This window comes from Halomonas sp. SCS19, from assembly GCF_040147015.1.
In the GTDB taxonomy this organism is placed as follows: domain Bacteria; phylum Pseudomonadota; class Gammaproteobacteria; order Pseudomonadales; family Halomonadaceae; genus Halomonas; species Halomonas litopenaei.
Genome location: NZ_JAMSHN010000001.1, coordinates 1,882,084 through 1,896,472, shown reverse-complemented (window position 1 = coordinate 1,896,472; position 14,389 = coordinate 1,882,084). Strand labels below are relative to the sequence as shown.

The window sequence follows — 14,389 nt, the reverse complement described above, 5'->3', positions numbered from 1 at the left end:
GCCGTCGGGGCGACGACTCGCCCCGAGGCCTGGCCACGCATCTGGACGGCGCGCAAGACCGCCTGGGAGTCACATGCAAAGCTTGAAGAACCATTTCCTGATGGCCATGCCCCATCTGGAAGACCCGAACTTCGCCGGGACGCTCAGCTACCTGTGCGACCACGACGAGAACGGCACCATGGGCGTGATCGTCAACAAGCCCACCGACCTGACCCTCGACGCCCTGTTCGAGCAGCTCGAGATCAGCGTGGAAGAAGCGGCCAACGCTCAGGCACCGGTGTACTACGGTGGCCCAGTGCACAAGGATCGTGGCTTTATCCTGCACTCGGGCTCCGCCGAACCCTGGGATTCGAGCATCCAGGTGACCGACGATATCGCCCTGACCACCTCCATGGACATGCTCCAGGCGCTGGCCAAGGGTGAGGGTCCCGAGCGCTTTCTGGTGTGCCTGGGCTGCGCCGGCTGGGAGTCCGGTCAGCTCGAGAACGAGCTGATGGACAACGCCTGGCTGACCGTGGAAGGCCGCGCCAACGTGCTGTTCGAGACGCCGCCGGAGCAGCGCCTGTCGGCCAGCGCCGGGATCCTCGGCATCGACTTGAACCTGATGACCCGCGAGGCCGGGCACGGCTGATGGCCAGTCGCAAGCGTGAGCCGGGCGAGCGCCTGATCCTGGCCTTCGACTTCGGCACCCGGCGCATCGGCGTATCGGTGGGCAACGAGCTGTTGCGCAGCGCCAGGGAGCTCGAGCCGCTGCCGGCCCGGGATGGCATTCCCGATTGGCAACGGGTGAGCTCGCTGGTCGAGGAGTGGCAGCCCGACCGTTTTGTGGTCGGCCTGCCGCTCAACATGGACGGCAGCGAGAGCGAGATGAGCACCCGCGCGCGCAAGTTCGGCAAGCGGCTGTTTGGCCGCTACGGCGTCGAGTGCGAGATGTTCGACGAGCGCGGCACCACCCGGGAGGCCAAGGCCATCGCCCGGGAGCAGGGACACGGGGGAAATTACCGCAAGGAAAGCGTCGATGGCATCGCCGCGGTGCTGATCCTGGAGGGCTTCTTTGCCCGGGAGGAAGGGTTGCCGAGCCGCTGAGGTCGCCACTGTTGCACCGAACTTGTGAAGCATCCAAAAAGCCCGAGGCCTTGGCCTCGGGCTTTATTCGGGGCAATCGACCCAGGCAGGTTCAACCCTCCAGGCTTAGCTCCGGTGTCGCCTGGCGGAAGCCGCGGGTCAGCCAGGCCAGCCACGCCAGGCCGCAGGCCAGCCAGATCCCGCCCAGCATCAGCGCGGAGCGGTCCAGGCTGGCCATCAGCCACAGGATCGCCAGCAGACCGATGGTCGGCGCGACGAGGAAGTACAGGCTGTCGGCCAGGCCGCGTCGGCCCTGCTTGATGTAGTAGTGGGCGATCACCGACAGGTTGACCAGGGCGAAGGCCAGGAAGGCACCGAAGTTGATGAAGGAAGCCGCCGAGAGCACGTCCATGGTCAACGCCAGCAGCGCCACCACGCCGCTGAGTATCAGGCCACCGGTAGGCGTGCCGAAGCGTCCCAGGCGCCCAAGCAGGCGGGTCGACAGGACGCCGTCGCGGCCCATGGCGTAAAGCAGTCGCGAGCCGCTGGCCTGGGCCGCGATGCCGGAGGCAAACTGGCCGACGACCAGGCCGATCAGAAAGATCGAGACGAAGACGTCTCCGCCGATATTGCGGGCGATCTCGTAGGCGGCGGCGTCGGCATTGGTGAACTGGTAGCCCGGCGCGGCGAGCTGCACGAAGTAGGACACCAGGATGAAGATCAGGCCGCCCAGCAGGGTGATCAGCAGGATGGCGCGGGGCAGGGTCCGCTCGGCGTCGCGGGTCTCCTCGGTCAGGGTGGTCACCGCGTCAAAGCCGAGAAAGGAGTAGCAGGCGACGGCGGCGCCCGCCATCAGCAGTGGCATCTGGGGGCTGTCGGCGCTGCCGAAGAAGGGCGTCAGGCTCCACAGCGGCTGGCTGGGGTCGCCGAGTACGTAGTGCACCGCCAGGGCGACGAAGGCGGCGATCACCAGCACCTGAACCAGCATCAGCACGCTGTTGACCAGGCTTGCTAGTTTGAGGCCGATGATGTTGATGAAGGTGGTGACCGCGATAAAGGCGATCAGCCACACCGGCACCGGCACGGACGGAAAGGCCGAGTGCAGATAGGCGGCACCGATCAGCCAGATCACCATGGGCAAAAACAGGTAGTCCAGCAGGATGGCCCAGCCGGCCATGAAACCCAGTCGATCGTTGATGGCGTGGCGCACATAGGCGTAGGCGGAGCCGGCCACCGGGTAGGCGCTGGCCATGCGGCCATAGCTGTGGGCGGTGAACAGCATGGCGATCAGTGCCGCCGTGTAGGCGCCGGATACTGCGCCTTCGGAGACCACCGCCAGCACGCCGAAGGTGCCGAGGACGATGATCGGTGTCATGTAGGCAAGGCCGAATAGAACGACCTGCCACAGGCCGAGTTGGGGCTTGGAGTGAGACATCTTGGGGCTCGCGTTATGGTTGTTGGTGATGGACAGTCGGGTCAGGCAACCATGGTCAGGCAATCATGGTCAGGAAAGCCGGGTCAGATGAGGCGGAAGCCGGGGCCTCGCGAGTCGTCGTCGCGCTGAAGGTCCAGCGAGACGCGTCGATCGGCCAGGTAGTCATAGTCCCGCCGGGCACGATTCAATAGCTCGAGGTCGAGCGATACCAGGTGTACCCCCGCGTCGCGATCGGCCTCGAACAGGGTCTCGCCAAGCGGCGAATACGCCGCGCTGTGGCCGGCGAAGGTCAGGCCGGCGCCCTCACCGCAGCGGTTGGCCATGGCGACAAAGCACTGGTTGTCCTGGGCGCGGGCCTGGGCGGCGCGGGCGTGTACCGGCCCATAGGGGTCCATGTTGCCGTTGGTCACCAGCATCAGGTCGGTGCCCAGCGCGCCCAGGGCACGTGCGGTCTCGGGGAATTCGATGTCGTAGCAGATCATCAGCCCCAGGGTCAGCCCGCGCCAGCGGGTGACACCGATGCGCTGGCCCAGGCCGACCAGCTCCCGCTCATCGGGCCACAGGTGGGTCTTGCGATAGGTGAGGGCGATGCCATCTTCCGGGGTGATCAGTAGCGTGGTGTTGTAGACACCATCGGCGGCCCGCTCGAGCAGGCCGATGGCCAGGGCGCAGTCGTGGTCACGGCTGGCCTGGATCAGACGAGCCACCTCCGGGCCATCGAGCGCCAGGGCACGATCGTCGACGTGGTCTTGTTCGGCGAAGCCGCTGAGATGCGTTTCGGGAAAGACCGCCAGCGACACCTGGTCGCCGTGGCGTTCCAGGGTGCTCAGGGCGGCGTCCAGGTTGGCCTCGATGTTTCCCTCGATGCCGGGAAGTTGTGCCAGGGCTATCTGCATGGAAGACTCCACAGCCGTTGTTGTCGGTTGGCGTTTTATAGAATGTCAGTATCCTCTATTCACCGAGGCTGCCTATTCCATGGCAGGGTTACCCCCATAGGGTGAGGCGCCGACAGATGTCGCAGAACAGTGAGGAAGGAACCACGGGAATGCTTGAGGCGATGGGCTGGCATCGCGACTTCGCGCGCCTGCTGGCACGCCTGGAAAGTGAAGACTTCTGGGAGGCCGTCAGCCGCACCCTGGCGCGCCACATCGTCTACAACACCTGGGTGGCGCTGGTCTTCCATGCCGACCAGCCGCCGACCATCCTGGCCGAAAGCGACGAGGACGACGGCGCCGATGAAGGCCTGTTCGAGGACTACCAGCGCGGCCTGTATCTGCTGGATCCCTTCTATGTCGCCGCCCGTGACAATGGCCTCGATGGCCTGGTAACGCTGGATGACGTGGCCCCGGCACGATTCACCGCGACCGAGTACTACCAGCGCTACTTCCGGCGCAATATCGTCAGTGACGAGGTGCAGATCAATCGGTCACTGGGCGCTGGTCGTACCCTGTGCCTGTCGCTGGGTTCCACCCGAACCTTCCTGCACAGCGAAATCGGCCTGCTGCATCTGGTCGAGCCCTGGCTCGGTGAGCTGATGCGACTGCGCATGCACTTCGAGCGCTGCGGCGAGACGCCCGGCCCCCATCCCTGGCATCCGCACCGAGGTGGCGTCGAAGAGACGGCGACCCGCTTCGGGCTGACCGATCGCGAGCGCGAGGTGAGCCAGTTGATGCTGGGCGGCGGGTCGACCAAGGAGATCGCCCGACGCCTGTCTATCTCGGTGGAGACCGTCAGGGTCCACAAGAAGCACCTGTACGCCAAGCTCGGGATCAACACCCAGGCCGAGCTGTTCTCGCGCTTCTGGCAGGAGCGCCCCTGAACCTGTGGCGCCGGCGCCAGGCTTCCGCCCGGCACCGCCGCAGCTAGAACTTGGCGTCGTCCACACCGACGCTACCCGGCACAAACCAGGGCACGTCGCGCAGGTCGCGCTCGATCAGGTGCTCGACCTTGAGCAGGGTGGCGAAGATCGCCATGCGCACCGGAATGCCGTTGTCGGTCTGGCGGAAGATCGCCAGGCGCGGGTCGCCGTTGAGGTCGACGTCCAGATCATTGGCCTCCGGACGGCTGTCCCGGGGCAGCGGGTGCATGATGATGGTGGACGGGTTGCAGCGGCTGTCCATGAAGGCGCGGTGGACGGTGAAGTCCCGCGACAGGTTGAAGCCTTCGCTCATCTCGGCGGTGAAGCGCTCCTTCTGGATGCGGGTGGTGTAGACCACGTCGACATCGGAGAAGTCACCGGCCAGGCTCTCGCGTACCTCCACGTCCAGGCCCTGGCGGCTGACCCGCTCGATCAGGTGGTTGGGCATCTCGAGCCCCGGCGGCGCCACCAGGGTCACGCGCATGGGCGCGTAGAGCGCCAGCAGCTTGATCAACGAGTGCACCGTACGGCCGTACTTCAGATCCCCGGTCATCAGCACGTGGGCACCCTTGAGGGTCTTGCCCTGGCGGCTGAATTCCTTGTCGATGGTGTAGAAGTCCAGCAGCGCCTGGCTCGGGTGCTCGCCGGGGCCGTCACCGGCGTTGATCACCGGTACGTGGGTGGCGCTGGCGAACTCGGCCACCGAGCCCTGGTCCGGGTGGCGCATGACGATGGCGTCGCAGTAGCCGGCCATCACGCGGCTGGTGTCGTAGAGCGATTCGCCCTTGGCCATCGACGAGAAGGTGAAGCCGGTGGTGTCGCAGACGCTGCCGCCGAGCCGCGAGAAGGCGGTGTGGAAGCTGACACGGGTACGGGTGCTGGCCTCGAAGAACAGGTTGCCGAGCACCGCGCCTTCCAGCACCCGGGTGACCTTGCGTCGCTGGGCGACGGGTTCCATGGCGGCCGCCACTCGCATCAGGTGATCGATATCGTCGCGGGACAGGGAGTCGATGGAGAGCAGGTGGGACATCACGGCGGCCTCGGCAGTGGGAACGGGCGCTAGTGTACCGCTGGTGCACACTGAGTTCAGCCTCGAAGAGCGCTTGCCGTGCCCCTCATCAGATTAGGGAGGCCGTAAAGGCGGTGACGGATGCTTGCCAACGCTCTAGCGTTGACTTTGCCGTAGAGGGGTTTGCTCGTTCGCGCGCTGGCAAGGTGGACGCCGGGGCCTCTATGCTGGAAGGCGCCACCGGTGTCGGGCGCATGTAGCCTGGCCCTGGTCTACCAAGTCCAAGTGGAGCCGCCTATGCTGCCGTCCCTGACCCGCTACTACCTGCTCGATGTGTTCACCGACCAACCGTTCGCCGGGAATCCACTGGCGGTGTTTCTCGACGCCGACGGTATCGCGGGGGAGCGCATGCAGGCTATCGCCAACGAGCTGAACCTGGCCGAGACGGCCTTCGTCGGGCGGGCCCAGGCGAGCCGGCATTTTCCGGTACGTATCTTCACTCCTCACCGCGAGCTGCCGTTTGCCGGCCACCCGAGCATTGGCGTGGCCCATCTGATCGCCGCCCAGGGGCTGGTGAATGCTGGCGAGGTCAGCGCCGATAGCCCGGTCATTCTGGATCTGGCTGGCGGGCCGCTCAAGGTGACCTACGAGGGCGACCTGGCACGCTTCAAGATGGCGCGCGCGCCGGAGGTCGGCACCAGCACGCTGGGCCAGTCCAGCGCAGCGGAGCTGGCCGGGCTCGAGCTCGATGACGTCGCCGCGGACCCGGTCCAGGCCTCCTGCGGACTGCCGTTTCACCTGGTCGAACTGGTCAACGTCCAGGCGCTGGCGCGGCTGGCGCTCGATGGCGAAGCCTGGCAGCGGCATGTGTCACCCAGCGCCGTGGAGCAGGTCTACTTCTATGTGCGCGAGGCCAAGGAATCCGGCGAGATTCACGCACGTATGTTCTCGCGCCACGCCGGCAGCTTTGTCGAGGACCCCGCCACCGGCAGCGCGGCGGCGGCGCTGGCGGGCTTTCTGGGACAGCAGTCGAAGAGCCAGGGCAACAACTGGCGCATCCACCAGGGCGAGGCGATGCACCGCCCAAGCCAGATCCACGCCCGCGCCACCCGCGACGACAAGGACAAGGTCACCGTCGAGATCGCGGGGCAGGCGGTGCTGATGGGCGAGGGCGGTCTCTATCCTCGTGACTGAGGCATCGTCCTTGGTGATCGAGGCGTCACCGAAGCTCGTGCCTTTACCACCCAGTCACTGCACTTTCTGGAGTCTTGCATGACCCGTCATCTGGTCCTGGCCTTCGTTGCCGGCTTTCTCGCCGTACTGTGTTTCCACCAGCCGGTAGTGGGGCTGTTGCACGCCTACGGGGTGATCCCCTTTGCCCCCTATTCCACCTCACCCGCTGCCCCCCTGGGCGTGCCGGCCTGGTTCTCGGCAAGCTTCTGGGGCGGCGTCTGGGGGCTTGTGATGATGCTGGTGTTCGCGCTCAGGCGGATCGATCAGGGGGGCTGGTGGAAGGCAGGGTTGTTCGGCGGCATCGCCCTGACCCTGGTGGCCATGCTGGTGGTGTTCCCGCTCAAGGGGCGCGGCATCGACCCGGCGATCTTCCCCATCGGCTTTCTGGTCAACGGCGCCTGGGGCCTCGGCACCTGGATGTTCGTGCGCGCCTGGCGTCAGTAGATACGCCCTGCTGAAGCGACAGCGGCCCCGTCTGAAAACAGGCGGGGCCGCTGTCGTTAAGGTTCGAGGGTCCCGTAGCGCTTGGTCGTCAGGCCGACGCCGTCTGCGCTTCCAGGTCGCCCTTGTCGGTGACGATAAAGTGGTAGCAGACCAGCGCCAGCACACCGGACAGGCCGATGGCGATGGCCATGCTGTGGGAGGTGCCATCATGAAACTGGCCGACCAGGGCGCCGACGCCGGCGGCGATGCTCATCTGGATAAAGCCGAACAGCGCCGAGGCCGAGCCTGCGCAGTGGGGGTTGGGTGCCAGGGCGCCGCCCATGGTCTGCGGCATGATGATGCCGAAGCCGATCATGTAGGCCATGTGGGGGCCGATGACCGCCCAGGGGGTATGCACCCCGGCCAGCGCGAGCAGCGCCATGGCAGAGCCGCCGAGGGCGGCGATCAGGCTGGCGGCGACCAGCAGCTGGTGGCGGCTGCGGCGACGGCTGAGCTTGGCGCTGGTCAGCGAGCCGATGAAGAAACCGAGCACGATGGCGGCGAACAGGTAGCCGTAGACGCCGGGGCTGACCCCCATGTAGTCGATCAGCACGAACGACGAACCCGACAGAAAGGCGAACAGGCCGGAGAAGGCAGCGGCGTTGGCCAGGGTATAACCGACGAAGTCGCGCTGGCCGAGCAGCGAGCGGAAGGTGATGGCCAGCGCCGAGGGCTTGATCGACTGGCGTCGGTCCCGTGGCAGCGGCTCGGGCATCATCGCGATCAGCCCCAGCATGGCGGCGGCGTAGAGCGCCAGCATCAGGAAGATGGCGTCCCAGCCGAACCACACCAGTAGCCCCGCACCGACCACCGGGGCCAGCGCCGGGGCCAGCGCCATGACGCTGGCCATGTAGGAGAGGATGCGGCTGGCCTCGAAGGGACCGTGGATGTCGCGCACCGCGGCGCGGCCCAGCACCGGCCCCGCCGATCCTCCCAGGGCCTGGAAGAAGCGCGCCACCAGCAGCGTCTCGATATTCGGCGCGAAGGCGCAGACCAGGCTCGCCAGCAGAAACACCCCCATCCCGAGTGCCAGCACCGGCTTGCGACCGAAGCGATCGGACAGCGGACCGCACAGCAGCTGCGCCATGGCGAAGCCGATCAGATACAGCGACAGGGTCAGCTGGATCTGATCGGCTCCGGTGCCCAGCGCCTCGCGCATGGCCGGCATGGCCGGCAGGTACATGTCGGTGGCCAGCGGGCCCAGGGCGGTCAGCGCCGCCAGCAGGGCCACGGTGGCGCGGGAGGTCGGGTTCAGCACACGCAACTCCTTGTGTCAGTGACGGTTGGGTCAGGGAAAGCGAAGGGAGCGCGAAAAGCGCTCCCTTCGCGGTGTCGATGCTGCTCCTCGGAGGCAGACATCGTTCCGTCAGTGTTTCCTTAGTCGGCTTATTGTAGCCGATCTCACACAGCGTCTGGCTGAACACCCGGTGCCGCCTTGTCGAAGGCCGGCAGTGCTCGCGCTCGCTCCGAGACCGCGCGCACTCGCGCAAAGGGCGTGAGGTCGCACTCGAAGCGCTCGGCGTTGAACATCTGGGGCACCAGGCAGACGTCGGCCAGGGTCGGCTCGTTGCCGACGCAGAAGTCGCCCATGGTGTGCTCAAGCATCGCCTCGACGGCGGTCAGCCCCGTTGCTACCCAGTGGCGGTACCAGGCGAGCCTGGCGTCATCCGATAGCCCGAGCTCGCCGGTCAGGTGCTTGAGCACCCGCAGATTGTTCAGCGGGTGGATCTCGCAGGCGACGACCTGGGCCAGCGCCCGGATCTGCGCCCGATGCTCGGCGGAGCCGGGCAGCAGCGGTGGTTCGGGGTAGCGCTCGTCGAGGTATTCGCACAGCGCCAGGGATTGGGTCAGCGCCTGTCCCTGGTCGGTGACCAGGGTCGGCACCAGGCCCTGGGGATTGCGCGCCAGATTGTCGGCATCACGCTGCTCGCCCTTGACCAGATTGACCGGGTGATGGTCGAGGGTGATGCCCTTGAGGTTGGCGACGATGCGCACGCGATAGGCCGCCGAAGAGCGAAAGTAACCGTAGAGTTGCATGGCAGGTTCCAGAAATTGGCGGGGGCGGGCCAGATGCTCGTGTGGCGGCCCGAGCGGTGGCGGGACGCCCGCCGGGGACGGCGGGCGTCGAGGCGTCGACGGTGGTGGACGTCCGCCCCAGGACTCAAGGGGGCTGGCTCAGTCCTTGGGTTGGTACTTCACCACCCGCTGGTCGATGGCGCCGAAGATGCTCTGGCCGGCCTTGTCGAACATCTCGATGCGCACCCGGTCGCCAAAGCGCAGGAAGGGCGTCTTGCTGTCGCCGTGCAGGATCTTCTCGACCATACGCACCTCGGCCAGGCAGCTGTAGCCGACGCCGCCGTCGGCCACCGGCTTTCCGGGGCCACCGTCCGGGTCCGGATTGGACACGGTGCCGGAGCCGACCACCGCGCCGGCGCCCAGGTAGCGGGTGCGGGCGGCGTGGGCCACCAGTTGCGGGAAGTTGAAGATCATGTCCGGGCCGGACTCGGGCTCGCCGAACTTGTCGCCGTTAAGATGGACCGTCAGCGGCAGGTGCACGCGGCCATCCTTCCACGCCTCGCCCAGTTCGTCCGGGGTGACGCAGATCGGCGAGAAGCTCGAGGCCGGCTTGGCCTGGAAGAAGCCGAAGCCCTTGGCCAGCTCCCCGGGGATCAGGCCGCGCAGACTGACGTCGTTGACCAGCATCAGCAGCTTGATGTGGCCGGCTGCCTGTTCGGGGCTCACCGCCATCGGCACGTCGTCGGTGATCACCGCGATCTCGCCCTCGAAGTCGATGCCGTGGTCTTCGCTGACCGCCTCGATATCGTCGTAGGGACCGATGAAGCTGTCGCCGCCGCCCTGGTACATCAGCGGGTCGGTCCAGAAGGTCTCCGGCATCTCGGCGTTGCGCGCCTGGCGCACCAGTTGCACATGGTTGAGATAGGCCGAGCCGTCGGCCCAGTGATAGGTACGCGGCAGCGGCGAGTGCAGCGCTTGAAGATCGAGCTCGAAGGCCTCCTCGGCGGCGCCGTCGTTGAGGCGCTGGTAGATATCTTCAAGGCGCGGGGCCAGCTCGTCCCAGTCTTCGACGAGCTGTTGCAGGGTGGTGGCAATCTGCGGCACGCGTACGGCGTGGGTCAGGTCGCGGGAGACGACGATCAGCTCGCCGTCGCGTCCGCTCTTGAGGGTGGCCAGTTTCATCAGAGGGTTCCTTGTGGTCAAAGCAGAGGTCGGTCAGGGCCGCGTCGGATCGAAGTGGGACTTGAGTCCCTTCCACACATCCACGTAGTCGCGCTGGCGGAAATCGGTGGCCAGCGCCTTTTCGGTAGGCTGGAAGACGTAGCGGCTCTCGAACATGAAGGCCAGGGTCGCCCCCTGATACTGAGGCTCGAGGCTGGCGTCGGAGGCCTTCTCGAAGGTCTCGGCGTCGGGGCCGTGGGGCGACATGCAGTTGTGCAGGCTGGCGCCGCCGGGCAGGAAACCTTCGGCCTTGGCGTCGTACTCGCCGTGGATCAGGCCCATGAACTCGCTCATCAGGTTGCGATGGAAGTAGGGCGGGCGGAAGGTGTTGTCGGCCACCATCCAGCGCGGCGGAAAGATCACGAAGTCGATGTTGGCCATGCCCTCGGTGTCCGACGCTGACGTCAGCACGGTGAAGATCGAAGGATCCGGATGGTCGAAGCTGACCGTATTGATGGTGTTGAAGTTGGCCAGGTCGTACTTGTAGGGCGCCACGTTGCCGTGCCAGGCGACCACGTCCAGCGGCGAGTGGTCCAGCCGGGTCGCCCACAGAGCCCCGGAGAACTTGGCCACCAGTTCGAAGTCGCCCTCGAGGTCCTCGTAGGCGGCCACCGGCGACTGGAAGTCGCGCGGGTTGGCCAGGCCGTTGGCGCCGATGGGGCCGAGCCCCGGCAGCTCCAGGGGACTGCCGTAGTTTTCGCAGACATAGCCCCGGGCCTGGTCGCCCTCACTGATGCGGACCTGGAACTTGACCCCGCGCGGGATCACCGCGATCTCGCCGTTGCCCACCTCGAGCGCGCCGAACTCTGTGCCCAGGCGCAGGGTGCCCAGCTGAGGCACGATCAACAGTTCGCCGTCGGCGTTGTAGAAGAAGCGTTCGGTCATGTCCTGGTTGCAGGCATAGACATGGACACCGCAGCCGGCCTGGGTGCCGGCGTCGCCATTGACCGCGATGGTGGCAAGACCATCGATGAAGTCGGTGGCCGCCTCGGGCAGGGGAGCCGGGTCCCAGCGCATCTGGTTGGGGTCCGCGGCGGGACGTGACAGCGGCGCGGTGGCGAGACCGCCGTGCTCCAGCGGGCGGTAGGCGCTCTGGGCCACCGAGGGGCGGATGCGGTAGAGCCAGCTTCTCAGGTTATGGCTGCGCGGCGCGGTGAAGGCCGAGCCGGTGAGCTGCTCGGCGTAGAGCCCGTAGGCGCAGCGCTGGGGCGAGTTCTGCCCCTGGGGCAGGGCGCCGGGCAGCGCTTCGCTGGCGAAGTGATTACGAAAACCGCTTTGATACGCAAGCGGCGTCTGGTCGAGACGTCGGGACATCGGGAAATCCTCCGCTCAGGATGATGAGGTGGCGTGTCGGGATGCTCGCCGCCCCACTGCATACTGAGTCCTGTGATAAAGCTCGGGTCGAGGCGGTCACATCATCGCTATGGCATGCCTGGAATATAGTTTCATTTGAAACTATATTCCAGGCCTTATCGCTGGGGAGACGGTGCCAACCCCACCGGCATCTGATTTATCCTTTAAAAACATGAGATTGATGGGCTAAGACATACGTCTATAGCAATGCCGTGGTGCGAAGCTTCACTGGGCGGTTGGGTGCGGTGTAGACACTATCCCCAAGGGGCCAGGCGACGGTATGAGCGCAGGGGAAAGGTCGCCTAGACCGCGCCCACCCACTTTGGGCAAGTGTGGATCGGCGTCGTGATAGCCAGCGGGGTGTGAAGCTCGCAATACGAGATGGGGGCTACTTCCTGGCAAGTGAAGTGGACTTCGAGAGAGCACGACAGACGCTGTGCCATTGCCGCGAAAAGCATAGAATTGGGCAGTGCTGCCACGAAAAGTAACGTTATCATCGTGTTATTGAGTTATTTTAAAGTCATATAAGCGTTTGTTTAAAAAATAATAAGACGCCGTCAACGTGAAGTGGACAAAAGTCCCTTCGATCTCGACATGACGAAGGTAGTGGGCATCGGTCCTCAGACGTCGAGCCTATGCACAGGGAGAACAGCAAGTGTCGATGGCAAAGATGCCCCATCTGGTGCATTGGTTAACCGGACAGTTTCGTGAAACTGAGCGAGAAGCCTGGTATCGCCGCGCGATCAAGCCGAGGGTGCGCTGCGAGTCACGACTGGCCTGGATGCTTGCCGCATTGATATTCGGCATGTTCTCGATTTCCGATTACTTTTATGTCGGCCAGAGCCGCGAGCTCTACCTGTTGCTGGCCATGCGCGTGGTCGTCGTCGGTAGCTGTCTTTTTCTGGCTTGGGCGATTGGTCGATGGGGAAGCTATTCGCAGCGCCTCTGGCTGCATGCTTTGCCGTTGTGGGTTATGGCGACGGGCATCATCCTGATTGTTCCGCTACGTCCGGACTCCCTTTCGACGCAGATGATGGCTGTCATCGTTGCTACCATGGCCTTTTATCTGCTGATTCCCAACCTGCTCACCGTGGTGGCGATGGCGAGCCTGTATCTGGGTATCGGTTTTCTGTGCGCCTCTGCCATCTTTGCCGACAGTTCGCCCGTCGATGTGTTGCGCATGGCGCTGTTGTTGATCATGGCCAATGCGGTCGGGTTCTGCACCTTGCTGCGGGTAGAGCGCCTGCAGCGCAAGCAGTTCGCGATATTGAGCGAAGAGCGCGACCAAAACCGACAATTGCTTCGTGAGATGGCGCATCGTCAGTCCCTTGAAGGTCAGTTGAGACAGCTGGCCGAGCGCGATGCCTTGACCGGTCTCGCCAATCGTCGGCACTTCATGAAGCGGGCCCAGAGCATGTTTGAGTCTGCCCGGGAAGCACAGGCGCCCTTCAGCCTGTTTATGCTGGATGTCGATCACTTCAAGACTATCAATGACACCTGGGGCCACAGTCATGGAGACCGAGTGCTGATGGAGATCGCCCGAGTGTGTGCCGAGTCACTGCGTTCCCATGATCTGATCGCGCGTTTCGGCGGCGAAGAGTTCGTGGTCGCATTGCCTGATACCTCCTTGAGTGACGCTTTGCCCGTCGCTCAACGTCTGCATCGAGCGGTCGCCGACCTGGCGCTGCCGTTTGAGGGGGGTGAGAGGGGGGCGGCGGTCACCGTTACCATCGGCATTGTCGAAGCCCGGCCCGATGAGGACAATCTGGAAGTGCTGATTCATCGCGCCGACAAGGCGCTTTACGTCGGCAAGCGTGACGGCAGAGACCAGGTAGTAGCCTGTCGCGAGAGCCAGGCGTGAGTGCGAAAGCGATGCTGATGGTAAGGTCGCGAGCTACGTTGCCGGTTCTGGCGTTCCTGGTTATCGTCAGTGACGGATGGTGGCGTGCCACGCTGGCGTGGCGCTGTCGCGATGGACGCTGACCACGGGGGCGAGGCCATGGGCTCGCGTAAGCGAGAAACACCGACCAGCAGCGGGGTACCGCATCTGGATCTTTTGCAGTTCCTGCCGTACCGGCTGAACAGCCTGGCGGACCGTTTGAGTCAGGCGCTTTCGCAGATGTACGCCGAACGTTACCAGTTGACCATTGCCCAGTGGCGAGTGCTGGCGTGGTTGTCGCACCTCGATGAGCTATCGGCCAAGCAGATCGCCCAAGCTACTCGCATGGATAAGGTGCGTATTTCTCGGGCCGTACAGGCCCTGGAGGAGCGTGGTCTGATCCGAAGAACGCCTTCGCCCAGTGACCAGCGTGTACAGCACCTGCGACTGACCGAGGCGGGGCAGGCCTTACTGGCCGACTTGATCCCCGATGCCTTGCAATGGGAGGCCGATGTGGTGGCCGCTCTCTCTCAGGGCGAGTGTCATCAACTGATAAGCGTGATCGGCAAGCTCGAGCGCCAGCTCGATCGGCTGGAGCAGGGCAGTGGCCCCTGGTCCCAGGACCGCTCCGGCGATCCCATGGAGACGCCGGGTTCTCCCGAGCTCGATCAGGATCGCTAGGGCCTGTTCGCGCACTGCTCCAGGCGCTAGGCCAGCCACACCTCGATGATCGATTGGCGAGTCACTCCCGGGCGGCTGGCTTCCTTGTCGAGAGACTCGATCATCCAGACAGGAAAGTCGACGTTGCCCCGTCTTTGTGACTGATTGGGGCGCACT

15 protein-coding genes are annotated in these 14,389 nt (G+C 65.0%); 7 read left to right on the top strand and 8 right to left on the bottom strand.

Annotated features, from left to right (window positions below; all coding sequences use genetic code 11):
• Window positions 1–73: 73 nt before the first annotated feature.
• Window positions 74–631 (top strand): YqgE/AlgH family protein, encoded by a 558-nt coding sequence (locus tag NFH97_RS08195; RefSeq protein WP_045993847.1) that lies wholly within the window; start codon window positions 74–76, stop codon window positions 629–631.
• Window positions 631–1,086, top strand: coding sequence for a Holliday junction resolvase RuvX (gene ruvX / locus NFH97_RS08190; protein WP_349624661.1), 456 nt, complete (start codon window positions 631–633; stop codon window positions 1,084–1,086). The genes NFH97_RS08195 and ruvX overlap by 1 nt, the downstream gene beginning before the upstream one ends.
• 91 nt (window positions 1,087–1,177) lie before the next feature.
• Here ruvX and NFH97_RS08185 read toward each other — a convergent pair whose 3' ends face one another.
• Together NFH97_RS08185 and NFH97_RS08180 are read right to left on the bottom strand one after the other, a co-directional pair.
• The gene (locus NFH97_RS08185; RefSeq protein WP_349624660.1) at window positions 1,178–2,500 is read right to left on the bottom strand and encodes an APC family permease; all 1,323 of its coding nucleotides are present in this window, start codon (window positions 2,498–2,500) and stop codon (window positions 1,178–1,180) included.
• Window positions 2,501–2,583: 83 nt separating this feature from the next.
• Window positions 2,584–3,396 carry a carbon-nitrogen hydrolase family protein gene (locus tag NFH97_RS08180; RefSeq protein ID WP_349624659.1) on the bottom strand — a complete coding sequence of 271 codons (813 nt, stop codon included), beginning with the start codon at window positions 3,394–3,396 and terminating at the stop codon, window positions 2,584–2,586.
• A gap of 149 nt (window positions 3,397–3,545) precedes the next feature.
• Between NFH97_RS08180 and NFH97_RS08175 the strand changes: the two genes are divergently transcribed.
• Window positions 3,546–4,319 carry a helix-turn-helix transcriptional regulator gene (locus tag NFH97_RS08175; protein ID WP_349624658.1) on the top strand — a complete coding sequence of 258 codons (774 nt, stop codon included), beginning with the start codon at window positions 3,546–3,548 and terminating at the stop codon, window positions 4,317–4,319.
• A 43-nt stretch (window positions 4,320–4,362) separates the two neighbouring features.
• Here NFH97_RS08175 and pyrB read toward each other — a convergent pair whose 3' ends face one another.
• Window positions 4,363–5,391, bottom strand: coding sequence for an aspartate carbamoyltransferase (gene pyrB / locus NFH97_RS08170; RefSeq protein WP_124804516.1), 1,029 nt, complete (start codon window positions 5,389–5,391; stop codon window positions 4,363–4,365).
• Between the two features lie 273 nt (window positions 5,392–5,664).
• Here pyrB and NFH97_RS08165 point away from each other — a divergent pair, with 273 nt between their 5' ends.
• Together NFH97_RS08165 and NFH97_RS08160 are read left to right on the top strand one after the other, a co-directional pair.
• The gene (locus tag NFH97_RS08165) at window positions 5,665–6,561 is read left to right on the top strand and encodes a PhzF family phenazine biosynthesis protein (RefSeq protein WP_349624657.1); all 897 of its coding nucleotides are present in this window, start codon (window positions 5,665–5,667) and stop codon (window positions 6,559–6,561) included.
• A gap of 78 nt (window positions 6,562–6,639) precedes the next feature.
• Window positions 6,640–7,044 (top strand): hypothetical protein, encoded by a 405-nt coding sequence (locus NFH97_RS08160; protein ID WP_222516236.1) that lies wholly within the window; start codon window positions 6,640–6,642, stop codon window positions 7,042–7,044.
• Between the two features lie 88 nt (window positions 7,045–7,132).
• Here NFH97_RS08160 and NFH97_RS08155 read toward each other — a convergent pair whose 3' ends face one another.
• From NFH97_RS08155 to hmgA, 4 genes are all read right to left on the bottom strand, one after another.
• Complete coding sequence (locus NFH97_RS08155) at window positions 7,133–8,341, bottom strand: multidrug effflux MFS transporter (protein WP_349624656.1); 1,209 nt, start codon at window positions 8,339–8,341, stop codon at window positions 7,133–7,135.
• Between the two features lie 143 nt (window positions 8,342–8,484).
• Window positions 8,485–9,120, bottom strand: a complete 636-nt coding sequence (maiA, locus tag NFH97_RS08150; RefSeq protein WP_349624655.1) for a maleylacetoacetate isomerase — start codon at window positions 9,118–9,120, stop codon at window positions 8,485–8,487.
• Window positions 9,121–9,258: 138 nt separating this feature from the next.
• Window positions 9,259–10,281 (bottom strand): fumarylacetoacetate hydrolase family protein, encoded by a 1,023-nt coding sequence (locus NFH97_RS08145; protein ID WP_349624654.1) that lies wholly within the window; start codon window positions 10,279–10,281, stop codon window positions 9,259–9,261.
• Window positions 10,282–10,314: 33 nt separating this feature from the next.
• On the bottom strand, window positions 10,315–11,634 hold the full coding sequence (hmgA, locus tag NFH97_RS08140) for a homogentisate 1,2-dioxygenase (RefSeq protein ID WP_349624653.1): 1,320 nt from the start codon (window positions 11,632–11,634) through the stop codon (window positions 10,315–10,317).
• A gap of 700 nt (window positions 11,635–12,334) precedes the next feature.
• Between hmgA and NFH97_RS08135 the strand changes: the two genes are divergently transcribed.
• Entirely contained in the window at window positions 12,335–13,534 is a 1,200-nt protein-coding gene (locus tag NFH97_RS08135) for a GGDEF domain-containing protein (protein ID WP_222516231.1), read from the top strand.
• 84 nt (window positions 13,535–13,618) lie between these two features.
• Window positions 13,619–14,233 (top strand): MarR family winged helix-turn-helix transcriptional regulator, encoded by a 615-nt coding sequence (locus NFH97_RS08130; RefSeq protein ID WP_349624652.1) that lies wholly within the window; start codon window positions 13,619–13,621, stop codon window positions 14,231–14,233.
• A gap of 26 nt (window positions 14,234–14,259) precedes the next feature.
• Here the strand turns inward: NFH97_RS08130 and brnA are convergent, their stop codons facing one another.
• Window positions 14,260–14,388, bottom strand: a complete 129-nt coding sequence (brnA, locus tag NFH97_RS08125) for a type II toxin-antitoxin system BrnA family antitoxin (RefSeq protein ID WP_502878689.1) — start codon at window positions 14,386–14,388, stop codon at window positions 14,260–14,262.
• Window position 14,389: the final 1 nt, after the last annotated feature.